The sequence below is a fragment of the Collinsella sp. OM04-5 genome (assembly GCF_003439125.1).
Classification (GTDB): Bacteria; Actinomycetota; Coriobacteriia; order Coriobacteriales; family Coriobacteriaceae; genus Collinsella.
Genome location: NZ_QSUU01000010.1, coordinates 74,852 through 101,832, shown reverse-complemented (window position 1 = coordinate 101,832; position 26,981 = coordinate 74,852). Strand labels below are relative to the sequence as shown.

Annotated in this window: 22 protein-coding genes; 10 read left to right on the top strand and 12 right to left on the bottom strand. The window is 60.7% G+C overall.

Going from position 1 to position 26,981, the window contains the following annotated elements; all coding sequences use genetic code 11:
* The first annotated feature begins 580 nt into the window (after nt 1-580).
* The 3 genes from ppk1 (at nt 581) to DXB53_RS10060 (ending at nt 4,883) form a co-directional block, all read left to right on the top strand.
* Entirely contained in the window at nt 581-2,989 is a 2,409-nt protein-coding gene (gene ppk1, locus DXB53_RS07375; protein ID WP_117583939.1) for a polyphosphate kinase 1, read from the top strand.
* 98 nt (nt 2,990-3,087) lie between these two features.
* Complete coding sequence (gene rlmD / locus DXB53_RS07370; protein ID WP_117583938.1) at nt 3,088-4,416, top strand: 23S rRNA (uracil(1939)-C(5))-methyltransferase RlmD; 1,329 nt, start codon at nt 3,088-3,090, stop codon at nt 4,414-4,416.
* Nucleotides 4,417-4,553: 137 nt separating this feature from the next.
* A complete protein-coding gene (locus tag DXB53_RS10060; protein WP_197032199.1) occupies nt 4,554-4,883 on the top strand; it encodes an IS3 family transposase in 330 nt (109 codons plus the stop codon).
* Nucleotides 4,884-5,058: 175 nt separating this feature from the next.
* On the opposite strand, the gene DXB53_RS07360 is transcribed toward DXB53_RS10060, so the two are convergent.
* From DXB53_RS07360 to DXB53_RS07350, 3 genes are all read right to left on the bottom strand, one after another.
* On the bottom strand, nt 5,059-6,507 hold the full coding sequence (locus DXB53_RS07360) for a PTS transporter subunit EIIC (RefSeq protein ID WP_117583937.1): 1,449 nt from the start codon (nt 6,505-6,507) through the stop codon (nt 5,059-5,061).
* Nucleotides 6,508-6,538: 31 nt separating this feature from the next.
* Complete coding sequence (locus DXB53_RS07355) at nt 6,539-7,969, bottom strand: 6-phospho-beta-glucosidase (RefSeq protein ID WP_117583936.1); 1,431 nt, start codon at nt 7,967-7,969, stop codon at nt 6,539-6,541.
* Nucleotides 7,970-8,091: 122 nt separating this feature from the next.
* The gene (locus DXB53_RS07350) at nt 8,092-9,072 is read right to left on the bottom strand and encodes an EamA family transporter (RefSeq protein ID WP_117583935.1); all 981 of its coding nucleotides are present in this window, start codon (nt 9,070-9,072) and stop codon (nt 8,092-8,094) included.
* 626 nt (nt 9,073-9,698) lie between these two features.
* Here DXB53_RS07350 and DXB53_RS07345 point away from each other — a divergent pair.
* From DXB53_RS07345 to DXB53_RS07335, 3 genes are all read left to right on the top strand, one after another.
* Entirely contained in the window at nt 9,699-10,241 is a 543-nt protein-coding gene (locus tag DXB53_RS07345) for a DJ-1 family glyoxalase III (RefSeq protein ID WP_117583934.1), read from the top strand.
* Nucleotides 10,238-10,819, top strand: coding sequence for a nucleoside triphosphate pyrophosphatase (locus DXB53_RS07340; RefSeq protein ID WP_117583933.1), 582 nt, complete (start codon nt 10,238-10,240; stop codon nt 10,817-10,819). The genes DXB53_RS07345 and DXB53_RS07340 overlap by 4 nt, the downstream gene beginning before the upstream one ends.
* Before the next feature lie 100 nt (nt 10,820-10,919).
* Nucleotides 10,920-11,921, top strand: coding sequence for a P1 family peptidase (locus DXB53_RS07335; protein WP_117583932.1), 1,002 nt, complete (start codon nt 10,920-10,922; stop codon nt 11,919-11,921).
* Nucleotides 11,922-12,297: 376 nt separating this feature from the next.
* Here the strand turns inward: DXB53_RS07335 and DXB53_RS07330 are convergent, their stop codons facing one another.
* Both DXB53_RS07330 and glf read right to left on the bottom strand, forming a co-directional pair.
* Nucleotides 12,298-13,329: a glycosyltransferase family 2 protein gene (locus DXB53_RS07330; protein ID WP_117583931.1), complete on the bottom strand. Its 1,032-nt coding sequence runs from the start codon at nt 13,327-13,329 to the stop codon at nt 12,298-12,300.
* On the bottom strand, nt 13,322-14,524 hold the full coding sequence (glf, locus tag DXB53_RS07325) for a UDP-galactopyranose mutase (RefSeq protein WP_117583930.1): 1,203 nt from the start codon (nt 14,522-14,524) through the stop codon (nt 13,322-13,324). Before glf ends, DXB53_RS07330 begins: the two co-directional genes overlap by 8 nt.
* A 231-nt stretch (nt 14,525-14,755) precedes the next feature.
* On the opposite strand from glf, the gene pta reads away from it, so the two are divergent.
* The gene (pta, locus tag DXB53_RS07320) at nt 14,756-15,736 is read left to right on the top strand and encodes a phosphate acetyltransferase (RefSeq protein ID WP_117583929.1); all 981 of its coding nucleotides are present in this window, start codon (nt 14,756-14,758) and stop codon (nt 15,734-15,736) included.
* Between the two features lie 203 nt (nt 15,737-15,939).
* Here the strand turns inward: pta and DXB53_RS07315 are convergent, their stop codons facing one another.
* From DXB53_RS07315 to rnd, 7 genes are all read right to left on the bottom strand, one after another.
* Complete coding sequence (locus DXB53_RS07315) at nt 15,940-17,118, bottom strand: acetate/propionate family kinase (RefSeq protein ID WP_117583928.1); 1,179 nt, start codon at nt 17,116-17,118, stop codon at nt 15,940-15,942.
* 163 nt (nt 17,119-17,281) lie between these two features.
* Nucleotides 17,282-18,460 carry an acetate/propionate family kinase gene (locus DXB53_RS07310; RefSeq protein WP_117583927.1) on the bottom strand — a complete coding sequence of 393 codons (1,179 nt, stop codon included), beginning with the start codon at nt 18,458-18,460 and terminating at the stop codon, nt 17,282-17,284.
* Between the two features lie 147 nt (nt 18,461-18,607).
* Nucleotides 18,608-18,943, bottom strand: a complete 336-nt coding sequence (locus tag DXB53_RS07305) for a histidine triad nucleotide-binding protein (RefSeq protein ID WP_117564389.1) — start codon at nt 18,941-18,943, stop codon at nt 18,608-18,610.
* 49 nt (nt 18,944-18,992) lie between these two features.
* A complete protein-coding gene (xseB, locus tag DXB53_RS07300) occupies nt 18,993-19,259 on the bottom strand; it encodes an exodeoxyribonuclease VII small subunit (protein ID WP_006234311.1) in 267 nt (88 codons plus the stop codon).
* A 42-nt stretch (nt 19,260-19,301) separates the two neighbouring features.
* The gene (gene xseA, locus DXB53_RS07295; RefSeq protein ID WP_369831456.1) at nt 19,302-20,753 is read right to left on the bottom strand and encodes an exodeoxyribonuclease VII large subunit; all 1,452 of its coding nucleotides are present in this window, start codon (nt 20,751-20,753) and stop codon (nt 19,302-19,304) included.
* A gap of 115 nt (nt 20,754-20,868) precedes the next feature.
* Nucleotides 20,869-21,573 carry a zinc metallopeptidase gene (locus DXB53_RS07290; protein WP_117564390.1) on the bottom strand — a complete coding sequence of 235 codons (705 nt, stop codon included), beginning with the start codon at nt 21,571-21,573 and terminating at the stop codon, nt 20,869-20,871.
* A 64-nt stretch (nt 21,574-21,637) separates the two neighbouring features.
* A complete protein-coding gene (rnd, locus tag DXB53_RS07285; protein WP_006234315.1) occupies nt 21,638-22,771 on the bottom strand; it encodes a ribonuclease D in 1,134 nt (377 codons plus the stop codon).
* A gap of 98 nt (nt 22,772-22,869) precedes the next feature.
* On the opposite strand from rnd, the gene DXB53_RS07280 reads away from it, so the two are divergent.
* From DXB53_RS07280 to DXB53_RS07270, 3 genes are all read left to right on the top strand, one after another.
* Nucleotides 22,870-23,787, top strand: a complete 918-nt coding sequence (locus DXB53_RS07280) for a diacylglycerol kinase family protein (protein ID WP_117583926.1) — start codon at nt 22,870-22,872, stop codon at nt 23,785-23,787.
* A gap of 410 nt (nt 23,788-24,197) precedes the next feature.
* Nucleotides 24,198-26,000 (top strand): C69 family dipeptidase, encoded by a 1,803-nt coding sequence (locus DXB53_RS07275; protein WP_158551678.1) that lies wholly within the window; start codon nt 24,198-24,200, stop codon nt 25,998-26,000.
* A 408-nt stretch (nt 26,001-26,408) separates the two neighbouring features.
* Nucleotides 26,409-26,978, top strand: coding sequence for a hypothetical protein (locus DXB53_RS07270; protein WP_117583924.1), 570 nt, complete (start codon nt 26,409-26,411; stop codon nt 26,976-26,978).
* Nucleotides 26,979-26,981 lie beyond the last annotated feature (3 nt).

Sequence of the window (26,981 nt, the reverse complement as noted above, 5' to 3'; positions counted from 1 at the left end):
TCGGAAGGCACGTGCAGACCTTTCGTCATGGCCTCCTACCTTTCTTTCGGGCCTTTCGGCCGAATCTCTCAGCACCCTTCCGTAACGGGTGCTGCTTGCTGACAGCTCTAGTTATATCCAAATTCCAACCGCAATTCCACCTCGCCCCCGAACGGTCAACAAAGTTCGATGAACGGTATATCGAATATGATTCTCCCATAATGCACTTCGGCGTTCTAAAGTAGCTTTTCTAAGGTAAATGCTCTTTTTTCTTAAAAATCATTCGCAATTACAACTCCAATCTTTCGATTAAGAATTGCATATCTAAAACGGTTTTATGTATATAAATGACGCTTGTTCGTGTTTCTGTCTGTATTCGATGATATTCAGCTACCTATCATTCTTATTCACACATACTCACCAGTTGAGTGAGGATATAGACCGTTTTTCACAACGCGAAGGGCGTCAGCTCTATGGCTTGTCAGCGTAAGAAGTAGGTAAAGATACCGTTCACGCGATACGTCCGTGCCATAGGCCGACTAAATTGAGACAATAGTGAATAGTGTTAGGCAACCGTCCCCCACGGGGACTGAACGGACAGATGCATATGCCGAGCAAAATCGAAAAAAAGCAAGCCGCTGCAAAGCTGCGTAAGCCGCCGCGCGACTTCTCGTACACGCAGAACCGAGAGCTCAGCTGGCTGCGCTTTGACAACCGTGTGCTTGACGAAGCCTTCGACGAGACCGTTCCGCTGTTCGAGCGGCTAAAGTTCGTGTCGATTTTCGAGTCTAACCTCGATGAGTTTCTCATGGTGCGCGTGGGCGGCCTGTCCGATCTGGCAGAGCTCAAAAAACAGCCTGTCGACAACAAGAGCAATATGACCGCCTCCGAACAAGTCGATGCTGTCATGGCCGAAATGCCCGGGCTCCTTACCCGATGGGAGTCCATCTTTAAGAGCATCGAGGGCAAGCTCGACACCCTGGGCGTTCACCGCGCCCGCATCGATTCGCTTACGCCCGAGGAGCGCACCTTTGTAACCCGTTACTTCCAGGCCTACGTGTCGCCGGTCATCTCACCGCTGGTGATTGACCCGCGCCACCCCTTCCCCAACCTGCGCAACGGCGCACTCTACCTGGCCTGCGGCCTGGACGGCGTCACCGACGAGGAGAGTCTGCTGGGCCTTATCGAGATTCCCACCTCGATGAACCGCGTGGTCGAGATCCCCTCGCCCACCGGCATCTACTCCTACATCTTGCTCGAGGACGTCATCCTCGCCTGCCTGGACAGCTGCTTTGGCTCCTATAAGCCGCTCGACCGCGCGCTCATCCGCGTCACCCGCAACGCCGACATCGACCCGGACGGCGAGGGCGTCGAGGAGGAAGAGGATTACCGTCAGCACATGAAGCGCATCCTCAAGAAACGCTTGCGCCTGCAGCCGGTGGTGCTCGCGGTCTCGGGGTCGCTCGAGAAGGCGACGCTCAAGACCATCCGCAAGGCGCTCGAGCTTTCGCGCCGCTCTGTCTTTACCTGCGATATCCCGCTCGACCTAGGCTACGTCTTTGGCATTGAGGGCAAGATTCCCGAGCACCTGCGCAACGAGCTGCTCTTTACACCGTTTAAGCCGCAGCCCAACCCCACCATCGATATGACCCGCTCCATCCGCGAGCAGGTACTTCAGCACGACAAGCTGCTCTTTTATCCCTATGAGGCCATGAACCCCTTCCTGGATCTGGTGCACGAGGCCGCCTACGACCCCGAGTGCATCTCACTGCGCATCACGCTCTACCGCGTGGCCAAGCAGAGCCGCCTGTGCGAGTCACTGATCGATGCCGCCGAGAACGGCAAAGAGGTCACGGTGCTCATGGAGCTCCGCGCGCGCTTTGACGAGCAGAACAACATCGAGTGGGCCGAGCGCCTGGAAGAGGCCGGCTGCACCGTCATCTACGGCTCCGAGGGCTTTAAGTGCCACTCCAAGATCTGCCAGCTCACCTATCGCGAGGGCATGGCGCTAACGCGCCTGACGCTGCTGGGCACCGGCAACTTTAACGAGAAGACGGCCAAACTCTACAGCGACTTTATGCTCATGACCGCTCACCCCGGCATCGGCGAGGACGCCAACCTGTTCTTCCGCAACCTGTCGCTGGGCAACCTGCGCGGCGATTACCGCTTCCTGGGTGTGGCGCCCGTCGGACTGAAACCGCTCATCATGCGCGGGCTTGACCGCGAGATCCAGCGCGCCCTCGCCGGCGAGCCCGCCCGCGTGTTCTTTAAACTCAACTCGCTCACCGACCGCGAGGTCATCGACAAGATCGCCGAGGCATCGTGCGCAGGAGTCCGCGTGGACATGATCATCCGCGGCATCTCGTGCCTCAAGCCGGGCGTTCCTGGCAAGACCGAGAACGTGCATGTCCGTTCTATCGTCGGACGCTTTTTGGAGCATGCGCGCGTTTACGCCTTTGGCGTGGACTCGGACATGATCTATCTGAGCTCGGCCGACATGATGACACGCAACACCGAGCACCGCGTGGAGATCGCCTTCCCCGTGCTCGACCCCACCTGCCGCGCCCTGGTGCACGAGTACATGAGCATGCAGCTGCGCGACAACGTGAAGGCCCGCAGCCTCACGAGCGACGGCACCTGGGTCCCCGTGGAGCGCGCAGAGGGTGAGAAACCCTTCAACTCGCAGGAAGCCCTGCTGGAGCGTGCCTACCGCAACGCCGAGGCCGCGCCCGAACCCGTCATTGAGGCAAAGCCCGCCCCTGCTCCTAAGCCGCAGCCGGCCACACCCGAGGTTCAGAAGGTCCAGGCGACCGTCATTGAGCCCGAGCCCGCACCTGCACCTCAGCCCGAGCCGCAGGCAGCTAAGCCCGCACCCGAGACGAGCGCCCGTCGCGATAAGCCCGCCGGCAAGACCAAGGCCATCGAGCGCCATCGCCCCGGTCGTGTGCGCATGGGCCTGGGCCTGATCGGCCTGGGTCTTAAGACGCTCATTACCGGCAAGACGAAATAGTCGTTTGTAGAAGCAGTTTGTAGAAGCGCCCCGCATTTGAGGAAAGCCTCGGATGCGGGGCGCTTTTCCCTGCTACCATGGTGCGAGCAACAACACGAATGACAGGCAGGGATATGAAGCTCACTATAGAATCGATGACCTACGGCGCCGACGGGCTGGCGCACGCCGACAACGGCAAAGCCGTCTTTGTGCAGGGTGCCGTGGCAGGCGACACCGTCGAGGCCGAGGTCGTACAGGACGGCAAGTCGTTCATGCGCGCCCGCACCACCGAGATTCTGGAGCCGAGCCCCGATCGCATTCAGCCCCCCTGCCCCTACGTGGGCATCTGCGGCGGCTGCTCGTGGGGCAATCTCTCACGCACGGCACAACTCGCCGCCAAGGAGCAAAACCTGCGCTCCACGCTCGAGCGCATCGGCAAGTTCGCTCCTGAGCAGGTCGATGAGTTGGTGCAGCCCATCTGCCACACCAAGGACGACTGGGGCTACCGCAATAAAATCGAGCTCGAACCGACCGTCGTCAACGGTCGCGTGCGCCTTGGCATGCACGGTGTCGACCCCAGCAAAATCGTGACCGTCGATGCGTGTCCGCTGTTCGATAAACGTTTTCCCAAGGCGCTCAAATCGGTCGTCGGCGCACTCAACTATCTAAGCGGCAGCCATGACTTAGGGCTCGAACGCGTGGGCATTCGCGCATCGCGCCGCACCAAGGCGCTCGAGGTTGCACTCTGGACGCCCACGGGCTCTTTTCCGCGCTCGCAAGTCTCCCGCGTGCTGGCGGTCGCCGCTCATCCCACGAGCATCGTGCGTGTGATGAGCAAGGGCGAAAAGAAGGCCCGCCGTGTCTCCAAGGTCGAAATGCTCGCCGGAGAGGGCTCATGGACCGAGAATATCGCCGAGGGTCAGATGCGCTTGTCTGCCCCGTCTTTTTTCCAAGTCAACACCAAGGGTGCTGAGATTTTGATCGAGCTTGTCATGGAAGCGCTCGACCCGCAAGAAGACGAGCTTGCCGTGGACCTGTACTGCGGCGCCGGAACCTTTACCCTGCCGCTCGCCCGCCGCTGCGACTTCGTCGCCGCCGTCGAGGCCTACGGCCCGGCCGTGCGCGACCTGCGCCGTAACCTGGAAATCAACAAGCTTGATAACGTCGACGTCATTGGCGGAGACGCGGTGCGCGAGTTCCCCGACCAGGATGCCGACGTCTTGGTGGTCGACCCGCCGCGCGCAGGCCTCGCCCCCGAGGCGATCGACCTTATCGCCAGCACGAGCGCTCGCGATGTCGTCTACGTGAGCTGCGACCCCGCCACCCTGGCACGCGACCTTAAGCGCTTTGTCGAGGAAGGTACCTTCTCCCCCGTCAAGATCACGCCGGTCGATCTGTTCCCGCAAACCTTCCACTGCGAAACCGTCGTCCACCTCAAGCGCAACTAGACTGTTTGCCCCAGACCACGCCCGATGATTTTTCTGGCACGGGGATAAAAATAGATTTGCTCCGAATGATTATTTAATCCCCGTCCCGAAATTGAACCGCCCCTCATTTCTTGAACATTAGAAATGGGGGCTTCTTTATGGACGGGAGAGTCAGGCACGACGCCACGCTGAGGACTCTTGCAGCAGAGCTTTGCGACAGGGGGTGCGGGCGCGCCGAAGGCCAGCGGGAGGCCGAAGGGTGCCCGGACCCGGCCGGGGCCGGCGGCGTGCGAGGGCAAGCTCATGCGACGGAGCTGCTGCCCGGGCGCCTGAAGGACGAATTCTACAGGAGCCGGACGTGGCGGAGCTTCGAGGAGTTCAAGCGGGACCTCGAAGCCTATACCGTTCACTGGAACAAGAGGAGGCGGGTTAAGCAAAAGGGACTGACCCCGGAGGAGTTCCGAAATCAGTCCCCATGTGCGGCATAGGCCGCTAATTGACCCGTCCAAGTATCGGGGCGCAGTTCATTTCAGCGCCGCCCGAGAAAGCTAAACGCCTTCTGGCAGGTTGTCCCGGGCCGAGGGCGGCCACCTTGATCGCCCTCGGCCCTCACCCACCTCAACTGCCCCTCAATTACATAGAGCTGATTGAGGAGGGCGCAGGCTAGCGGGTGCCTTCCTCATCGTCGTTGGGCCGGTAGGTGATGAACTCGATAACAAAGGCCAGGACGGCAGAGACGAGCGAGGCGATGATCGCGAAGATCATGTGGGAGATCCCGGCGCCACCAGGGGTCCCGTCGATAAAGTTGAGCAGGTTGAAGACGCCGAGGCCGCCCGAGATGTACATGAGAGCGCCAGTCATTCCCACGATGGCGCCGCCCACGGCGGAGCTCAGGCATGCCACGACGAACGCGCGCTTGTTGGGGAGGGCGATGCCGTAGATGCCCGGCTCGGTGACGCCGAAGAAGAAGGCGGAGATCATCGCGGGAAGGGCGATGCCGCGGAAGCGCTCGTCCTTGTTTCTGAGGTACATGGCAAAGATGACCGCTCCGAGCGCGAACCCGTGGCCGATGGTGGCGGCGAGCACGCTGTCGTGGCCGAGGGTGTTCAGATTCATGATGGAGATGGGGATGAGGCTCCAGTGGAAGCCAAAGATGACGAGGCACATCCACAGTCCGCCAACCAGGGCGCTGCCCAGGACGGAACCAACCACGGGGAGCTGGAAGATGAACGAGAATGCCGCGCTCAGCAGGTTGGTGATGAGGGTGGCCACCGGGCCGATGATGAGGTAGCCCAAGACGATGGAGACCGTCATCGTGGCGAGCGGGACAAGGAACATCTTGAGCGCAGCCGGCATCCAGCTCTTGAGCCAGCGCTCAAGGATAGAGCCGAACCACACCATGAGAAGGACGGGGATCACCGAGCTCACGTAGCCGGACACGGGCATGATGATGGGGAGCCCGAGGGCGGTGGCGTACCACGAGAACGTGCCGGCCACGCCGAGGTCGATGCTGCCGAGCGCCTCGCCCGAGGTCAGGGCGACCATCGTCGGGTAGAGAAGCGCCACGCCGATTGCCACGCCGGTGAACTCGTTCATGCGGAACTTGCGCGCGGCACTGAACGCCAGGGCGACGGGAAGGAAGTAGAAGAAGCCGTCAGCCACGGTGTAGAGCAGCGTGTAGAGGCCGTCGTTTGCAAAGGCCGGGACGAAGTAGGTGATGAGGGCAAGCAGTCCCTTCATGATGCCTGCGGCGGCAAGCGGTCCCAGGATGGGCTGGAAGATGCCAGAGATGAGGTCGATGACGACGGAGGCAACGGTCTTATCGCCCTGGGGCTCGTCGTCGGCGCTTGCGCCGCCCGAGAAGTTGCCGGCCTCCAGGACCGCGTCGTAGACGTCCTCGACGATGTTACCCACGACCACCTGGTACTGGCCGTTGGCCTGGATGACCTGGATGACGCCCTTGAGGGCCTCGATCTTGGCAGTGTTGGCGCGGGACTCGTCCTTGAGTTTGAAGCGCACGCGCGTGATGCAGTGCGCGACGCTGGCGACGTTCTCTGTGCCGCCTACGTTCTCGAGTATGGATCTGGCCAGATCGTCGTATTTTTCAGCCATTATTTTCTCCTTAGTGATATTGCCCGGGCGGCTAGCCCAGGTCGCCTCCGTTGGTGGCGATGGCCTGTTGATACCAGTAGAAGCTCTTCTTGCGCCTGCGCTCGAGCGTGCCGTTGCCCAGGTTGTCGCGGTCCACGTAGATGAAGCCGTAGCGCTTCTCCATCTCGCCGGAGCCCGCGCTCACGAGGTCGATCGGCCCCCAGGTGGTGTAGCCGAGCATCTCGACGCCGTCCTGCTCGATGGCGTCACGCATGGCCTCGATGTGCTCGCGCAGGTAGGCGATGCGGTAGTCGTCCTCGATCGTGCCGTCGGGAAGCACCTCGTCATAGGCGCCGAGGCCGTTCTCCACCACAAAGAGCGGCTTCTGGTAGCGGTCCCAGAGGTCGTTGATCGTGATGCGGAATCCCAGCGGGTCGATGACCCAGCCCCAGTCGCTCGTGCGCACGTAGGGGTTCTCCACGCCGGCGAAGGCGTTGCCCTCGGCGACGCCGCCCACGGAGTCGGGGTCGCCCGCGGTGCAGCGCGAGGAGTAGTAGCTAAACGAGATGAAGTCGACGGTGTTCTCCGCAAGGATGCGCTCGTCCTCGGCGGTCATGCCCACGTCGATGCCCTCGCGCTCGAGCATCTTGAGCGCGTAGCCGGGGTAGCGACCGCGCGCCTGCACGTCCACGAAGAAGAGGTCCTCCTGGTTCTTGACCTGCGCCGCGCGAACGTCCTCGGGACGACAGGAGTAGGGGTAGTAGCTTCCCGCGGCGAGCATGCAGCCCACCTTGTTCTCCGGATCGACCTCGTGGGCGATCTTGGTGGCCCAGGCGCTCGCCACGAGCTCGTTGTGCGCGGCGCGGTACTCGGCCTCGCGGGCATTCTCCCCGGGCTCGAGGACGATGCCGGCACCCATGAAGGGACGGTGCAAGATCATGTTCATCTCGTTGAACGTGATCCACCAGCGCACGAGGCCGCGGTAGCGGTTGAAGAGCACCGTCACAAGCCGCTTGTAGAGCTCGATAAGGGTGCGGTTTCGCCAGGCGCCGTACTTCTTGACGAGGTGGATGGGGCAGTCGAAGTGCGTGATGGTCACGAGGGGCTCGATCCCGTGCTCGCGGCAGCAGCGGAACACGTCCTCGTAGAAAGCGAGCCCGGCCTCGTTGGGCTCCTCCTCGTCGCCATTGGGGAAGATGCGGCTCCAGGCGATGGAGAGGCGAAAGACCTTAAAGCCCATCTCCGCGAAGAGGGCTATGTCCTCGCGGTAGTGGTGGTAGAAGTCGATGCCCGTCTGGGCCGGGTAGTAGTACCCGGGCTCGAAGTCGAGCATGCGCCTCAGGCCGCGGCTTACGTCGTTGCGCTCCGGCCCGTGTGGGATGACGTCGACGTTGGCAAGGCCGCGGCCGCCCTCGTCATAACCTCCCTCGCATTGGTTGGCGGCGGTGGCTCCTCCCCAAAGGAACCCTTTTGGAAATGGCATGGTGCCTCCTTCTCTCTGGCGCCCCCATCTCTGCGGGGGACGCTTTATAACGTCCTTGCGGCCTCGCGCGCCTGGCCCGTGGCCCTTTCCCTGATGCGCGCGGGCCGCCTGTGAAGGGGTGACTAGCTGACGGCTTGTCCTGCGGCGGCGCGACGTGCCTCCCGGCCTCCAAGCAGGGAGGGGACCTGTGCCAGGCACACGCCGGCGAGGATGATGGCGACGCCCAGCCACTCGACGACGCCGAGCGGCTCGCCGAGGACGATCATGGCGATGAGCAGGCCGGCGGGGAGTTCCGCGGCGGCCATGACGGTGGACAGGCCCGCGGGCAGGTGCGGAGAGCCCATGCCGAAGAGCAGGACCGGGCAGAGCATGCCAAAGAAGCCGGCGATGACGGCAAAGGGCAGGATGCCCTGGGCGAGGACGCCCGAGACGACGTAGTCCGGACACACCGTGAGCGACATGACCACGGAGCCCGCGCATACGATGACGCCACGCTGCTCGGACGAGCAGGGGGCCTCGACCTTGCCGGAGAGGGTGACAAAGAGGGAGCAGGACACGGCCGCCCCCAGCGCGCAGAGCAGGGCCACGGGGTCGTACCCGGTGATGCCGGTCTTGTAGACGCCGCTGGCGAACACCGTTCCGAAGACGATGACCAGGGCGGAGACCACTTGGAGGAGCCTCGGCGGCCGGCGCGTCATGACGGTCTGCCACACGAGCCCCAGCCACGTGAACTGGAAGAGGAGCGTGAGTGCCACCGGGGCGGGCAGCACGCTCATGGCGTAGCAGTAGAGGATTGAGGTGAGGCAGGTGAGGGCTCCCAGGCCCATGAGCTTGAGGGCGAGCTTCCAGCCCACGCGCTGCCAGCGGTGCCCGAGTGCGTGCCCTGCGAGCGTGGCGAGGGCGAAGAAGAGGCAGCCGAACCACGCCTGGCTCGCCACCACCTGCGCTGAGGTGAAGCCCGCGGCGTAGGCGAGCTTGTAGGTCGTGGCCATCGCGCCGTAGCAGGCGCCGCCCGCAAAGACCTGGAGCGCCGCCTTGACCTGCCCCGCGCCCGCGGCTCCCGCCTCGGCGGTCTGTTGCTTGATTGTGTTTGTTTCTGCCATTAGGCTCCCTTCCGTCTGCTGTCTTGCAGATGCACGTCTCGTGCGTTTGTTCCCTGCAGTCGGAAGGTGGGCTCGTGCGGTCTTCTGGCGGTGCATGTGGTACCTGCTGCCAAGACGAAAAAAGCCACGCAACCGACTGCTCGGTTGCGTGGCAAAAAGGTGGCTAGCGCCCAGAAAAGTCCACGCGTTTTTAGACTGGGACAAAGTACTACAACAGGTGAGATTCCGTCAAGAAAAACCGAAGAAAAAAGTGAGCCTCTGCCCGCCGTACCTGTAGCGGTCGTTTCCCCGAACGGGGCGGTGCTGTTGGGGGCTGTCTCGATCTGTAACAGTAAGACCCGGTTTTGGTCCGTAGATGTTACAGATTTAGACGTTTTGTCGGGGCGGTTTCCGTTTGTCTTGATCTGTAACAGTTAGGGGTCAAAAGTGGGTCTAGATGTTACAGATTGAGATTGTTGAGGATGGGTGAGGGTAGCTAATTCGGACGGGGCTATTTTAGCTACCCTGCAAGTGGGGTAGCTAAAATAGCCCCGTCCCTTTTTAAACAATGGAAAATCGAGCGTGGCAAGCGGAGGTCTTCGGGGTATAAGACGGCTAATTGTATGCCGCCTATGAAAGGAACCCTCATGCCCAGCGTTGCCGTTCTCGCCGCCGATGGCTTTGAAACTATTGAATGCCTGACCATGGTCGATGTCATGCGTCGCGGCGGCGTGCGCGCCACGCTTGTCTCGATCATGCCCACGCGCGAGGTCGTAAGCTCGCTGCAGATCCCCGTGACCTGCGATGCGCTCTTTGATGAGATCAATTTTGACGAGTACGACTGCGTCGTGCTGCCCGGCGGCCTGCCCGGTGCCACCAACCTGCGCGCCGACCAGCGCGTCTGCGACGTAGTCTGCGATTTCGCCGCGACCAAGCACGTTGCCGCCATCTGCGCCGCCCCGTTTATCCTGGGCGAGCTCGACCTGCTCGAGGGACGCCACGCCACGTGCTTCCCCGGCTTTGAGAAGAGCTTCCCCGAGGGCGCCTATACCGGCGACAAGGTCACGCACGACGGCAACATCATCACCGCCAGCGGCATGGCCCAGTCGCTCCCCTTTGCGCTTGAGCTGCTGCGCACGCTCGCCGGCGACAAGGCCGTCGAGAAGGTCGCCGAGGGCATTCAGCTATGATTTTGGCTTCGCAATCACCGCGCCGCATCGAGTTGATGCGCGAGGCAGGCTATAACATTCGCGTGATTCCCGCAGATATCGACGAAACGCCTTTTGATGGCGAGGTCCCGCTTACGCTCGTTGAACGCTTAGCACGCGCCAAAGCCGCCGCCGTTGCCGCCGAGCATGCCGAGCCCAACGAACTGACCGTCGCGGCCGATACTATTGTCACCTTTGACGGCCATATTTTGGGCAAGCCGGCAGACGGGGACGAGGCACGCACCATGCTCCGCGAGCTTTCGGGCCGCACGCACCAGGTCGCAACCGGCGTCTGCATCGTTAAAGCCGGCGACGCTACAGCTCCGCATGCCGCCGAGAGCCTGTCGTTTGTCGATGTGACCGACGTGACGTTCTATGAGCTTACCGAAGAGCAGATCGAGCGCTATGTTGCCTCCGGCGAACCCATGGACAAGGCCGGGGCCTACGGCATCCAAGGCACAGGCGGCCGCATGCTTGTGCACGATATTTCGGGTGACTTCTACAACGTGGTGGGCTTGCCCATCGCTCGCGTCGCACGCGCGATTCAAAAACTCTCGTAATTGCATCTGGCGCTGGGTATCCCCCAGCGCCTACAATTTTGCCGTACCGTACGGATCCCGACCGGGCATAAGGCCCGGCGGAAAACCGATAGGAGAAAACATGGACACACTGCTCGAAGCCATCGATGTTTGCAATGTCGATGGCTTTTGCTTTGGCAACTATACGGACGAGGAAGCTGGCACCGGCTGCACCGTAATCGTGGCGCCCGAGGGTGCCACCGGTGGCGTTGACGTTCGCGGCGGTGCTCCCGCATCGCGCGAAACCGACTTGCTGCGACCCGAGAACACCGTCGACAAGGTCCACGCCGTCTGCCTTTCGGGCGGATCGGCCTTTGGCCTCGAGGCTGCAAGCGGCGTGGCCCGCGAACTCGAGAGCCGCGGCATTGGTCTGCCCGTCGGCCCCACGCAGGTGCCCATCGTGTGCTCCAGCTGTATCTTCGACCTTGCCTTTGGCGACCCCACCGTTCGCCCCGACATTGAGGCCGGCATCGCCGCCGTGCGCGAGGCGCTCGACCACACCCCCACCAAGCTCGAACAGGGCAACGTAGGCGCCGGCACGGGCGCTACCGTGGGTAAGCTCATGGGCCCTGCCACCTGCATGAAGGCCGGCCTTGGCGCTGCCGCCGTGGCGCTCGGCCCCATCAAGGTGGGCGCCGTGGTCTCGGTCAACGCCTGTGGCAACGTTGTCGACCCCTTCACCGGCGAGTGGGTCGCCGGTATGCGCGCCGCAGCCGATAGCGACCAGATCGTCGACATGGAACTCGCAGCCTTTGCCGCCGCCGGATCCATGCAGATGCCGCTCGACCGCACCAACACCACCATCAGCTGCATCGTCACCAACGTGGAACTCACTAAGGCACAAGCCACCAAGGTCTCTCAGATGGCCGCAGACGCCTACGCACACGCCATCCGTCCCACGCACACCACCAACGATGGCGACACCATCTACACCCTCGCCAGCGGCAAACTGGGTGCCCAGGCAAGCGCCGCCGTTCCCCTAGACCTGCTGGGCATGCTCGCCGTAAGGGCTTTGCAAACCGCCATCGTAAACGGAGCCAAAACCGCCAAAACCTCCCACGGCATCCCAGGTGCTGCGAAGTAATCTCACTCGACCGTCGGCCGGAGGCGGGCGGGCATTACGTTTGCTGCTCTACAGTCCTATGCAAGACGAAGGCCACATTAAGTGGCCTTCTTTGCATGCGGAGCTCGCGACAAACGTAATGCCCGCCCGCCTCCGGCCGACTTCCAACCTTTTTCTTTTCAGCCCAGGCCCCTGTGTACCGCGCGTCGAAGATCTTCAAATTCAAATCATCTGAAAATCGATACTTATAGCAGAGGCCCCTTGGCCTTTAGTTTGATACAAGTTCCGCACGAGCCGGAAAGCACTTAATGTGCTTTCCGTGCGAGCAGGACTGTTCGCAGTAGCAAACTAAAGGCCAAGGGGCCCAGTCAACCCAACAGTATCGATAACTCAGCAGTTAGTTGAATTTGAAGATCTTTGAGGCAAGACGGTATAGGCCGAGTGTGGTTTTGTCTCCGGCACGACCGCGGAGGTTAGTGAAGAAGCCGACCACACCGTAACGTGCACGACGATACATACGCTCGTCATAGGCCTTCAAATCATTCCACAGCGTCTTCAGACGCTCATCGGCACAATCCTCGTCGGAAAGCTTGGTGAGCACCGAGCAGATCGCCATCATCATGGTGAAGTAGCCCATCATGTACGAACGCAGACGCGACGACTCGACATCGCTGTACAGGTGGTACGACTCCATCATGATACGCGTAACACGGAACTGCTGGTCCAGACGCTTGACCATCGTGGCCTCGTTGACACTCTGGCCCTCGCGACCGATAAAGTAGCGATAGAGGTCGATGTCGGCGTAGTACATGGTCTTGCAACGCGGCAGCGGCACGTAGGCGTAGATGTTGTCCACATAGAACGTGTGCGGCGGCATGGGCAGGTTGGACTCGCGCAGCACATCCGTGCGATAGCACAGGCTGTGCATGAGCAGATTCTGGTCCAAACGGAAATGGCCGATCTGGTCCCAGGTAAAGATCTTTTTTCGAGGCAGGGCAAACTTGTAACCAATGGCCGTATGCGTACCCTCGTAAACCTTCTCGTACACGTAGTTCGAGATAAACAGGTCAACGCGCTGGTCGCGCTCTTCAAAGCCGCGCAGAATCGACAGCATGGTCGAAAGGGCAGCGCCGTCAAGCCAGTCGTCCGAGTCGACGACCTTGTAGTAGGTGCCCTGCGCCTCGCGCAGACCCGAAAGGACGGCAATACCGTGGCCGCCATTCTCCTGGTGCACCGCGCGGATGATTCCAGGATAACGGGCCTCCCACTCGTCGGCCTTGGCGGCCGTCTCGTCCTTGGAGCCGTCGTCCACCACGATAATCTCGATATCGGTGGCGTAATTGCTCCCCTCCAAGATGGAGGTGATGCAATGGTCCATGTCCTTGGCGGCGTTATACGAGGGAATACCGAATGTTATGACTTTATGCATGGCAGGCGATAATCTCATCCGAAAGATCGAGGGCAGAATTGGTCACGGCATCCATATCGTAGTAACGATACTCGGCCAGACGACCCACCGGGTGGAAGTTTGTCAGGTTCTGGACGCGCTCAAGATAGCGCTCATAGAGCTCACGGTTCTCGGGCTCAAGAATGGCGTAATACGGCGTCTCGCCCGAGCCGGGCGTATAGGCCTTGGAGTACTCCTTCATGATGGTGGTCTTGCCGGGCAGGACCTGACCAGTCATGTTCTTGAACTCGGTAATGCGGGTGTAGTCCTCGCTCGTGGTGTAGTTGACGGTGCCCACGGGCTGGAACTGATCCATATCGAGCGTCTCGAACTTCATGTCGAGCGTGCGGTACGGAAGAGCGCCCAGGTCGAGGTTGAACAGCTCATCGAGCGGACCGGTATAGACGATCTCGCCGCCGTAGACCTTGCCGTCGACCTTGACGGTTGTCTCGTCGATCTCGAAGAGATCGCGAGCATCCACGTCGCAGAACACATCAATCAGGTCGTGGTCGAGCATGTGCTCAAACAGCGCCGTGTAGCCATCCTGCGGCATACCCTGGAAGGGGGCCTGCGGGAAGTAGCGGTCATCGTCGCCCACAAAGACGGGAACGCGGCCGGTGATCGAGGGATCGATCTGGTCGGGCGTCTGGCCCCACTGCTTCATGGTGTAATGCAAAAAGACGTTCTCGTAGACGTAATCGGCGACCTCGGCCAAGTCGGGGTCGTTCTTCTTACGCAGCTCCATGATGGGCACTTTGACATCCTTGCCAAAGGTCTCCACGAGCTTCTGATACAGCTCCTCGCCGCGCTCATCACCAAAGGCGAGCTTGAGACTCGCATGGTTGAAGGGCACGGGCATAAGGGTACCGTTGATGTTGGCGAGCACCTTGTGCTGATAATCCGTCCACTTGGTAAAGCGCGACAGGAAATTATGCACGCGCTCGTTAAAGGTGTGATAGATATGCGGACCGTACTCGTGGATCAGGATTCCGGCCTCGTCAGTGCAGTCATAGGCATTGCCCGCAATGTGGCTACGGCGCTCCAAAACGGCAACACGATAGCCGATGGTCTCGGCAAGACGGCGGGCGCAAACGGCACCGGCATATCCAGCACCGACGACAATCATGTCGTACGCGCCGGCGTTAAAGCCTTCAGGCAGGCCTGAGGTAATCTGCATCGATACTCCTTGTCAAAAGCCACGGGCTCGTTAGCTGGGCTTTTCTCGAACATTCTTCGAGACATATTTATCAGAGCGATTATAGCGCTAATGCGTCCTATAATGAGCTTGCCACACAAGGAAAGCTCAAGCACCGCGGCGTACATTATTGAAAGGTAAACCCGCTAGCAGCGGGTTTATTCGTGAACAGCCGGGCGCCTGGAGCTTAGCGAAACGCTTGCAAGGAGTAACATGAGCGATTTCCTAAACCGTATGAAGTCTGCCGCCAAGGCCGACCTTAAGACCATCGTCCTGCCCGAGGGCGAGGATCCGCGCACCATCGTCGCGGCCAACAAGATCATCGAGGAAGGCCTGGCCAACATCGTCATCCTGGGCGATCCCAACGAGATCAACGTCCCCGGCGCCACCGTCATCGATCCGCGCAACGCCGAGAAGCACGAGGAGTACGCACAGAAGTTTGCCGAGCTCCGCGCCAAGAAGGGCGTCACCATCGAGCAGGCTCGCGCCCAGGTGATGGACGCCACCTACTTTGGCACCATGATGGTCAAGATGGGTGACGCCGACGGCCTGGTCTCCGGCGCCTGCCACTCCACCGCCGACACCCTGCGCCCCGCGCTGCAGATCCTTAAGACCGCCCCGGGCACCAAGCTGGTCTCGGCCTTCTTCGTGATGTGCACCGACACCCCGCAGTTCGGCACCGACGGTACGCTGATCTTCGCCGACTGCGGCCTCAACATCAACCCGTCCTCCGACGAGCTATCCGAGATCGCCATCGCCTCCGCTCACTCCTGGTCCACCTTTATGGGCAGCGTCGAGCCGCACGTGGCCATGCTCTCCTACTCCACCATGGGCTCCGCCGGCGGCGAGGTCGCCAAGAAGGTCCAGGAGGCCGTTAAGTTCTGCAAAGAGAAGGCTCCCGAGCTCGCCATCGATGGCGACCTGCAGCTCGACGCCGCCATCGTTCCCACCGTCGCCCAGCTCAAGGCCCCCGGCTCCTCCGTTGCCGGCAAGGCCAACGTGCTTGTGTTCCCCGATCTCGAGGCCGGCAACATCGGCTACAAGCTGGTCCAGCGCTTCGCCGGCGCCGACGCTTACGGCCCCATCCTGCAGGGCATCGCCAAGCCGGTTAACGACCTTTCGCGCGGCTGCTCTGCCGACGACATCGTGGGTGTCGTAGCCATCACCGCCGTCCAGGCTCAGATGGCTGAGTAGCGGACGCACTCGCCCGAAGGCCGTACGGGCTAACCCCTGAAAACGTCCTCGACCAATGAAACGCCCCCGTTCTGCTCCTTCGGAGCTACGAACGGGGGCGTTGCTGGTGATGATCACTTTGGGACTGGAATTTCCGCCTGCTAGCAAAAAGGCCTCCTGAGTCGTTGCTCTGGAGGCCTTTCGCTTACTTGCAAATGCGCGCGTTAGTTGTTCTTGGTCAGACGCTCGACGTCGTGGGCGATCATGTATTCCTCGTCGGTGGGGATGACCATGACCGTGACGGCGGAACCGGCGGCGCTGATGACCTGCGGGCCGTTACCCACGGCCTCGCGGTTCTTGTTGTTGTCGATGCGCACGCCCAGCCACTCAAAGCAGTCGCAGAAGGCCTTGCGGATCGACCAGTCGTTCTCGCCAATGCCGGCGGTAAAGGTAATGGTGTCCACGCCCGCCATGGAAGCGATCATGGAGCCGGCCTGCTGCATGGCCTTGTAGGCGAACATATCGAAGGCGAGCAGGCAGCGCTCGTCGCCCTCGGAGGCGCGCGTACGGATGTCACGGGCGTCGTTGGAGATGCCCGAGATGGCACGCAGACCAGACTGCTTGTTCATCATGTCATCGACTTCCTGGTAGCTGTAGCCGCCCTCGCGCTGCAGGTAGCACACGGTAGCCGGGTCAATGGAACCACAACGGGTGCCCATCATCAGGCCGTCGAGCGGCGTGAGGCCCATCGTGGTATCGCGGCATACACCGTCCTCGATGGCGGCAAGCGAGGCGCCGTTGCCCAAATGGCACGAGAGCAGGCGGTGGCAGCGCGAGCCCAGGATCTCCTTGGCCATCATCCACTCATAGCGGTGGCTCGTGCCGTGGGCACCGTACTTGCGCACGTGGTACTTGTCGCACACGTCCTTGGGCAGCGCGTAGGTGTAGGCGACCTCGGGCATGGTCATGTGGAACGAGGTATCGAAGACGGCCACGTTGGGCAGCTCCGGATACTTCTCGCGGCAATACTCAATCGCCGCGGCCTCGCCGTAGTTGTGCAGCGGGGCGAGCGGGGCAACCTCGAGGATCTTAGCCATGACCTCATCGTCGACGACCGCGGAATCATCGAAGTGCCAGCCACCCTGAACGATACGGTGGCCGATGCCATCGATCGTAAAGTCGGTCTTCTCGAGCTCCTCGAGCACGCGCGCAATGGCGCAGCGATGATCGGGAAAAGGAATCTCCTCGGTCTGCTTGGCACCACCGTTCTCGGAGTGGCCAAAGATGCCCATGTCCGAGCCGATACGCTCGCAGTTGCCCTTGGCGAAAACCTCGCGGGTATCGGTATCCAAAAGCTGATATTTAAGGCTCGAGCTGCCGGCGTTGACAACAAGTACGTTCATGAGACTCCTTTGCAGTGCGATACGGTCGGCGCAGACCCCTTAAGGCGGCCGCATGTTAATAAGAAGTTATCACAACTTGATAAATAGCTATCAGGCATATCGCTCAACGAGACGAAAGAGGGGCTGAACGGCGCTCGGTCGTCCAGCCCCTCCCCTCTTGCAATTACTTGCCGTTGACGATGCGCTCGACGTCGGAAGCGATCATGAACTCCTCGTCCGTGGGGATGACGAAAATCTTGACCTTGGAATCCTTGGCAGACAGGCACCAAGCGCCGTCACCACGCAGGGCGTTGCGGGCATGATCCATCTTGACGCCCATAAAGGCCAGGCGGTCGGCAACGCCGGCGCGGACGGCCGGAGCGTGCTCGCCGATGCCGGCGGTAAAGACCAGGGTGTCCATACCGCACATAGAAGTGGCCATCTCGGCAGCCTTGGCGGCAATCTTGTAGACGAACATATCGAAGGCGAGCTGAGCCTCGGGGTCGCCAGCGGCAGCGAGCTCCTCGACATTGCGGCAGTCGTTGGTCTTGCCACCGGTCACAGCCAAAAGGCCGGACTTCTTGTTCATCATCTCGTCAACCTCGTCGAAGGTGTAGCCGCCCTCGCGCTGCAGGTAGCACACGGTAGCCGGGTCGATGGAGCCACAGCGGGTGCCCATCATGACGCCGTCAAGCGGGGTGAGACCCATGGTGGTGTCCATGCACTTGCCGTCCTCGATGGCGCACAGGGAGGCACCGGAACCGATGTGGCACACGACGACCTTGCGGGCCCCGCCGTTGGTCATCTCGGCGACCTTCTTGGAGATGTAGCGGTAGCTGGTGCCGTGGGCGCCGTACTTACGAATGTGCAGCTTGTCGCAAACATCCTTGGGCAGAGCGTAAGTCTTGGCGACCTCGGGCATGTTGAAGTGGAAAGCGGTGTCATAGACCGTGACGTTGGGCAGGTCGGGATACTGCTCCAGGCAGTACTCGATAACGTTGGCCTCGGGGTTATTGTGCAGCGGGGCGAGCGGAGCAACCTCGCGGATCTTGGCGAGGACGTCCTCGTCGACGAGGGAGGAATCACCGAAGTACCAACCGCCCTGAACGATACGGTGGCCGATACCCTCGATCTTGACGCCGTTGGCCTCGAGGTCCTTCAGAACGACCTCGATGGCGACCTTGTGGTCGGGGAACTCGATGTTCTCGGTCACCTTCTTGGAACCGTTGGCAGCGTGGGTGAAGGTACCGCCGGTAAAGCAGACGCGCTCGCAGGAGCCCTTTGCGGACACCTTGTGGGACTTGGTATCGATGACCTGATACTTAAGGGTCGAAGATCCTGCGTTGACGACCAGAACGTTCATGTGTCTCCCTACTAACAGGCGGTGTGGCGCCGCCAGGTTACATACGCTTCAATAATAAACCCAAACGCCCTCGCGCTCGGGTTTATTGCGTTGATATATAAGTTATCGGTGCTTGAGCTTCCGTTTCATTGCAAGGAAGAAGCGCCCTCAGATGAGGTTCTCGCCCAGGTTTTTGCCGCCGAGGACGTGCATGTGGAAGTGCATGACGGTCTGGCCGGCGTTGACGCCCTTGTTGGAGATGACGCGGAAACCGTCCTCCAGACCCTTGGCCTTGGCGACCTCCTGGATGGCGTGAGCTATGGCGCCCATGGTCTCGGCGGGTACGTTGTCGGCGATGTCGCTGTAGTGCTTCTTAGGGATCACGAGCGTGTGGACCGGCGCCTGCGGGTTGAGGTCGTCGAAGGCGATGACCTGGTCGTCCTCATAGACAACGGTCGAGGGGATCTCGTGGTTGGCAATTTTACAGAAGATGCAATCGCACATAGCTGGTTCCTTTCTTACAGACCAAGGTAATTATATTTGGTCGAGATGCTTAGAACGAGAGGTTATCATCGGTGTTGGCGGCCTCGCCGTCGGCGAGCACATCGTTGCCGTCGACGTCCTTAAGGAGCACCGAGACCTTCTGCTCGGCATCGGACAGGCGGGTGCGCAGGCTTTTGAGGAGCTCGACGCCGCGGGTGTAGCTCTCGAGCGACTCCTCAAGCTCCATATCGCCCGACTCCAGGCTGCGGATGATGAGCTCCAGCTCCTGCGAGGCCTGCTTGTACGTAAGCTGCTCGACCGGGGTCTTCTCTGCCATATCTGTTTCCTTTCCTAAGGGTCTATCACTGCGAAACGCGGTCTACTCGACCGTATCGACCGTTGCTGCCACGTTGCCGTCTGCCATGCGCACGCGAATGGCGTCGCCAGGCTTAAAGGTCTTGGCACTCGTAGCCACACCATCATCGCTGTACGCGATGGAATAGCCGCGAGCAAGCACTTTGAGCGGCGACAGGGCATCGAGCGACGCTGCCGCACGGCTCAGGTCGGACGCTGGCTTGCTGAGCATCGTGCGCCCTTGATGCTCTAGGCGGGAACTCGCAAGCGTGAGCGCATGGCGCTTACCATCGAGCCCCGAGGTGCTTGTAATCAGACGCTCGGGCAAGCGCTCAAAGTTGGAGCGGAATGTCCCGACCGAGCGTACTATGGCGCCCGACAGGCGATCGGCAGTCAGCGCAAGCTCCGATTCGCGACGCTCGACCATAAATGTGGGGTCGTTGAGGCACGGGCGACACGCAGCGGCATCGAGCGCATCACCCAAGCGAGCCGTATAGGTATCCCAGGCACGGCGACCGCGCTGATCGAGCATCTCCAGGTCGACCTGGGCCGACCCAATCATCGATGCCATCGCGGCACCCAGACGCTGATGGCGCGCCTCGAGCACATCGGCCAACTCCGTCATAGCCGGCGCCACCGATTCTGCCGCCGCCGTGGGCGTGGAGGCGCGTCGGTCGCTCACCATGTCGCAAATCGAGGTATCGGGCTCATGGCCAATGCCGGTCACCACGGGCACAGGACAAGCCGCCACCGCGCGGGCAAGCTCCTCGTCATTAAAGGTCATGAGGTCCTCAAAGGAGCCGCCGCCGCGCACCAGCAAAATACAGTCGGGCGCCGGCGTAATGGAAGCGGCGCGGCGCAAGCCATCAATGAGCTCGGCCGGCGCACCCTCGCCTTGAACCTTGGCGCCCACGCAGACAAGCTCGACGAGCGGGTTGCGACGGCGCAGCGTACGCTTGACGTCGTCGATTACCGCACCGGAAAGCGAGGTGACGACCGCCACGCGTGAGCAAAACACCGGGATGCGGCGTTTGCGGGACTCGTCCATCAGTCCCTCGCGGCGTAGCTTTTCGGCCAACTGCGCCACCTGTTGACGCAGCAGACCCTCCCCCGCCAGCGAAAACGAGCGAGCGACAAAGCTCATGCGGCCCGTGGCCTTATAGAGATTGAAGCTGCCCTTAAAGCTCACCTGCATGCCGTCACGCAGATCGAAGGTACGCTTGAGATAGGCGCCCTTCCAGATGATGCAGTCGACGGCGGCCGAGTCGTCTTTAATCTGGAAGTAGCAGTGGCCGCTTCGGGCATTGGGACCACGGAAACCCGTGACCTCGCCCAGGACACTCAGCTGCGGAATGGCATCGAGCGCACCGGCGGCGATCTCTACCGCCTGGCTCACGCTGAGCTCCTTACGCTCCTGCTCGTCCGAACCGTCGAACTCGGCGGAAACGGCATTGCCGGCTAGATTCCAGCCTGCCACGCAGCCTCCTTTCGTCATCGTGCACAAGGGCTTCGGCCCTGCGCAAATTCAAGTCCAACACATAGTACAGCGCCGCGAGGACACGAATCCCCGCGGCGCCCAGCGACCCAATTTGTTATCGGTTGGAGTTTCTGTTGTATCGAGCCATAAGATAGAGCAGCTGAATAATCGAGGTGAGCGCCGCAGCCACATAGGTAAGCGCGGCGGCCGTCAGCACCTTCTTGGCACCGTTGACCTGCTGGGAGCTCATACCCGACTGCTCAATATACGCCACGGCGCGCCGACTAGCATCAATCTCGACCGGTAGCGTAACCAGTTGGAACAGCACGCTAAACGAGAAGAAGATCAGTGCGAGGGTCGTGAGTCCCGCGATGTTCATAAACAGGCCCATGAGCAGCACGATGGTCCAAGTGTTCTGGGTAAAGTTGACGACCGGCACGAGGGCGGTGCGTACCTTCATCATGGCATAGCCGCTTTGACGCTGCGCGGCATGGCCTGCCTCGTGACAAGCGACAGCAACGCTTGCGACCGAGCCGCCCGAACGGTTGGAATCCGACAGATACAGGTTATTGTCCTGCGGGTTGTAATGGTCGGTGAGCTCACCGGCGACGCCCTTGATACCCACGGCGTTGCAACCGTTGGCGTCGAGCATGCGGCGAGCGACCGTGGCACCCGTGTCGCCGTCCGAGCGAACCTTGGACCACGTCTTGTACGTCGAATTGATATAGCTCTGCGCAGCAAGGCCAAGCACCGTGCAGACAAGAACAACCAGCAGGTACAGCGGGTCGATGCCAAAGCCATATCCATAGTAATAGGGCATGCGAATTCCTCCAAATCGAGTTACACGTTGGAGGCATTCTACCCACTCAGCAGACTAGGCTTCCCTATAACAACTCAATCTTTCCGTCCTTCACGGTGAGCCCCATATTGCCGGAAAGCAGATCGTCCAGGCGCGAACCCACAAGCTCAAAACGCCAGCCTTCGCGCAGGGGGCTTTGCTCAGGATGCTCGATGTAATCGGCCAGGTCATCGCGCGAGGCAATGACCGAGGTCGCCACCCCCGAGCGCTCGGCAACCAGGCGGATGAGCGCATACATCAGGTCCGTCACGCTCTCCAGCTCCGGCGAGATCTGACGGTGTCCGCGCACCATGAGCGGCAGGCGATCGTGCGGGCAGCTCGCGCCGCGCTTGATGGCCATGAGCGCACCGTCCACGTCGCGCTCCCCCAGCTGGTCGGTACCGCGAATGCTACGGAACTCCTCAACGCGGACGGGATTGCGCTTAACGAGCGCAAGCAGCGTGTCGTCGGACATGACCCACTTGCGCGGGATGTTACGGCGCTCGGCGCGGTCCTCGCGCCAGGCGGCGAGCTCGCGCGCGATACCCAGCTGGTGACGGCTGCACGAATTGATGCGCTTGACCTTGCGGAACGCCTCGTGGCGATCGGCGCGATAGTGCGACTCGTCAGCCAGCGGGCGCAACTCGTCGAGTACCCAGTCCACGCGGCCCAGCTCGCGCAGACGGCTCATCATCTCGGTATAGGCGACGATCAGGTACTTGACGTCATCGATCGCGTACTCAATCTGCTTATCGGTCAGCGGGCGACGCGACCAGTCGGTCAGCGACTCAGTCTTGGGCAGCGAGACGCCGCAAAACGTCTGCACGAGCGCGCCGTAGGAAATCTGCTGGCGCTCGCCTAAAAAGGCGGCGGCCACCTGCGTGTCAAAAATCGGACGCGGCAACACGCCTACGGTATGAAGCATAACTTCCATGTCCTGCGAGCAAGCATGGAACACCTTGGTCACGCTCTCGTCGGCCATGAGTTCGGCCAAGGGAGACAGGTCGTCGATCACCAGCGGATCAACCGCGACGCTCTCGGCAGGAGTGGCAATCTGGACCAGGCACAGGCGCGGATGGAACGTGCGCTCGCGCAAAAACTCGGTATCGACGGCAATCGCGTCAAACTCACGGGCGCGCTGACAAAAGTCGAGTAGAGCCTGATGTGTGGAAATGTACATATCAACCCATCGAATAAGGTTAGGCCCGAAAAACACGGGTAGGATATCGGCATTGCCTTACAACTATACTCGGTTAGTCACAGAACGGGAACGTAAGTATGCGCTGCCTTATCATCCACAACCCGGCATCGGGCCCCAGCTCAGATGAAATCTACGCATTCACGCACGCCCTCGCGCAGGGCGGCGACGAGGTCGTGATGCGTTTTATCGGCGATGGCATGGAACCCGAAGACGCCGTGGCAGACGTGCGCGAGTTTGATCGCGTGGTGATTTCGGGCGGCGACGGCACCGTCTCCAACGTACTCGACCAAATGCGCGGATGCGGCGTCCCCACGCTCGTCTTCCCCTCCGGCACAGCCTGCCTGTTCTTTAACAACATCGGTAATGCCCCCGAGGCAGCGGCACTTGCCAAGGCCTGCCGTGCCGGTCGCACGGTCAAAGTGGACATGGGCGAGCTCTTTTGGCTCGACGAGAACGGCAACGAAAAGCGCCACGGCTTTATCATCATCGCCGGCTCGGGCTTCGACGCCGAGATCATGATGAAGGCCGCCCCTACCAAAAACGACATCGGCGAGATCGCCTACTTCCTCTCCGCGGTCGCCACGCCCAACCCCACGGTGGCGCACTTTACCATCGAGCATGACGGCATTGTCGAGGAGCTCGATGGCATCTGCTGCATGGCCGGCAACACCTCGGTCATCCAAAACGACATCAACCTGTTCCCCAACTGCCGCATGAACGACGGCATGGTCGACATTGCGGTCATCGAACCCGTGCGCACCGTGCAGCTGCTGCCTACCGTGATCACCGCTGCGCTTGACCCCGCCGGCAAGGTACTCGGGCGCCCACAGTTCAAGATCATCCAGACCAAGGAAGCCAAGATCACCTGCACCCCGTCACTGGGCATGCAGTTCGATGGCGAGATTATCTCCAGCAATTCGGGCGTCTTTGGAGCCCGCGCGCTTCCGCAATGCCTCGACCTCATCGTCGACGAATTCTCCCCGCTCGGAAAATAGGAGGACCCTATGAACGACAATCCCCTGATCGGCTTTATTGTCATCGTCTTGGCCATGCTCGTCGGTTACGCCATCAACGTGATTCACCGCCGAAAGAAGTAAATCCACATTGGTATGATATTCATCCAGTTATCGACTCTCCCGCTGTTTATGCAAATCCTAAACAGCGGGAGAGTTTTCTTTTTGACCGCCGTCTAATGCTTTATTCAGCTACAGTAAATGCAGGGTGCCTTTATTTAACTAAAGCCATAAAATGAGTATTATTATCCGTTCATCGTATATTTCTTCACGCTCATCGAGCAAAGGCTGTTGTCGAGTGAATACTCTTTACACTTCCTTTAGGCTAGTAGATGTATTTATTAGCTGAAACTCCGTACGGTTTCGCGGGGTTTCAACAGTTGGGAGGGATTATGAGGTTTACTCATCCTGTCAACACGCTCAAGAAGCTCGGCTGCGGCCTTGCGTTTGGAGCAGCGGCTATCATGGCCATGCCGACTTCGGCACTCGCCTGCACCCAGATCTACATGGGCAGCAAGCTCACGGCAGACGGCAACACGTACTACGGCCGTTCCGAGGACTTCGGTCCGCGCTACATCAAGCACTTTGGCATTGAGCCCGCACACAAGGACGGCAACGAGTACACCTCGGTCGAGTCCGGTTTTGAGTACAAGTCCAAGGGCGCAACCTACCGCTACACCTTCGTTCGCGACAACCCCTCGCAGTGGGAAGATCGCTACGACGCATATTCCGAGGCAGGCATCAACGAGAAGGGTGTCTCCTGCTCTGCCACGTTGAGCACCTCCTATAACGAGAAGGCCGAAGAGGCCGACCCCATCACCGAGGAGACTGGCATTGGCGAATACAACTACGCCAGCGTCATTCTGGGCGAGAGTGCCACGGCCCGCGAGGGTGTCGAGCTCCTCGGCAGCCTGATTGACGAGCAGGGCGTCTGCTCCAACGACCAGATCATCATTGCCGACAACAACGAGACCTGGTTGTTTGCAGCGCTTTCCGGCCATCAGTGGATCGCCATGAGGCTCACTGACGATATCGCCTCGCTCAACCCCAACATCGGCAACCTCACCTATGACGTCGACCTCGACGACACCGAGAACTGCCTCCACTCCGAGGGCATCGAGTCTATGCCTAAGGAGAAGGGCTTTGCCGAGTACACCGACGGCAAGTTCGACGTCGCCAAGACCTACGGCGAGGAGATTGGCGAGGCCGGCATGCACCAGTGGTCGCGCTATATCCAGGGCCGCGATTACTTCATGGCTCCGCTTGCTGAGGGCACCGACTACAAGATCGTCAAGGACGAGCGCGAAGACGCTCGCGCGACGACCGGCGCCCTGGTCCACGAAATGCAGCCGCTGTTCTTTACGCCCGGCAAGTCCGACTGGAACACCTTTGAGATGATTCGTTCCTTCGCCGCTCGCGGCGAGAATGTCGCCGGCCTCAACGCCAACACCGACGGCGCGTATGCCATCGGCTCCAACCGCAACACCGAAATCCACACCTTCCAGATCCGTCACGGCATGGACCCCGAGATCGCGACCATCCAGTGGGAAATGCTCTCCAACGCCGAGTTCTCCGTCGCTATCCCCCTCTATTCCGCACTGCTCACCGAGGTCAGCCCCTACTTCAGCGATCAGGATGTCTCCTTCGATCACTGCGAAGAGGAAGACGTCGTGAACAACGAGGAGCCCGAGAACTCCATCAACTACGTCCTCATGGACATCAACACGCTCGCCTATGAGAACCGCGACCACTGCGCCACCGGCGTCCGCGCCTATCTCGACGCCCTGCAGAAGGAGCTCATCGAGCAGAACCTGACCGTCGACGAGGCCATGCAGGCCGAAGAAGGCACCGAAGCCCGCACCGCCCTGGCCAACAAGGCCGGCAAGGCTGCAACCAAGAACACCTATGTTAAGTGCAAGGCCATGCTCGAGGAGATGCGCGACTACCTCCAGGAGGGCGATTTCTCCGAGGAGTTCGTCCCGAGTGACTACGATGCTGACAACGACTGCCTGGTCGAGTCCATCACCTACGCCGACGAGGCCCTTTCCGATGAGGACGTGGCCGAGCCCGAGGCCGAAGAGGAAGAGGTCACCGAGGAGAAGTCCGAGGGCAACAACATGGCCGCCATGGCCGTTGGCGCCGTCGTCATCATCGGTGTCTGCGCCTACGTGATCTATCGTCGCAAGAAGGCCTAAGGCCCTCATGTCTTAGCGGGGGGGGCGAGGCAGCAATGGCAGCCTCGCCCGCTTAGCCCGCTCTTTTGACCGACGGGAAACCCGCCTGAAATCTTTTCAAAAAAGATTTCCTCGCATACACTTCGCTGTGCTATAGTGCAGCGCAACAGCAACTAGGTGCGACCGCGCCACGGCATCACGAAAGGAGCCACCAACATGAAGAACACGATGACGTCTCTCAACAACTGGTGGTGGCGTGATGCGAATACGATCGGTCGACAGTGAGTCCCTCACGCCTGTTTTTGCGCTCTAGGTGATTGGAAGGCCTCCGGTTTCGACCGGGGGCTTTTTTCTATCTCGAGCCCGATCGCATTCGCATCACGCGCCTCCGCTTTTCTCTTGCACTCCCATTCCGAAAGGATTTTCACCATGTCTCAGAACACCGCCGCCCAGCCCCGCACCGTCCAGACCGCCGACCGCGGCAAACTCGATGTCCGCGCCCTCGTCCTGCTCGCCATCCTGCTCGCCGCCGGCTTCATCCTCAACTTTACCGTCGGCAAGGCAATCTCGGGCATCTCGGGCGGCATGATCAGCCCCGAGTTCATCATCTCGGCCTTCTGCCTCACCATCCTGGTCGTTCGCCCCAACATCGGTCAGGCGCTCGTCATTGGCCTCATCTCGGCTGCCGTGATCCAGATCACCACCACCTCGCCGTTCGTCGATTTTGCCGCCGAGGGCATCGCCGCCATGCTCATGGCCGTCATCGTCAATGCCGCCGGCAAGAACGGTCAGGTCAAGCCCGCCATCGCCATTGTCGCGACGTTCGTGACCACCTTTGTCTCGGGCGTCATCTTCATGGTCATCAAGATGGCCATGCTCGGCGTGGTGGGCGAGCTCGCCGCCGCCATGCTGCCCGTCGTCGCCATGACCGCCGTCTTTAACGCCATTCTGGTCGGCGCCCTCTACTTGCCCATCCAGAAGACCCTGAAGCTCAACTAACCC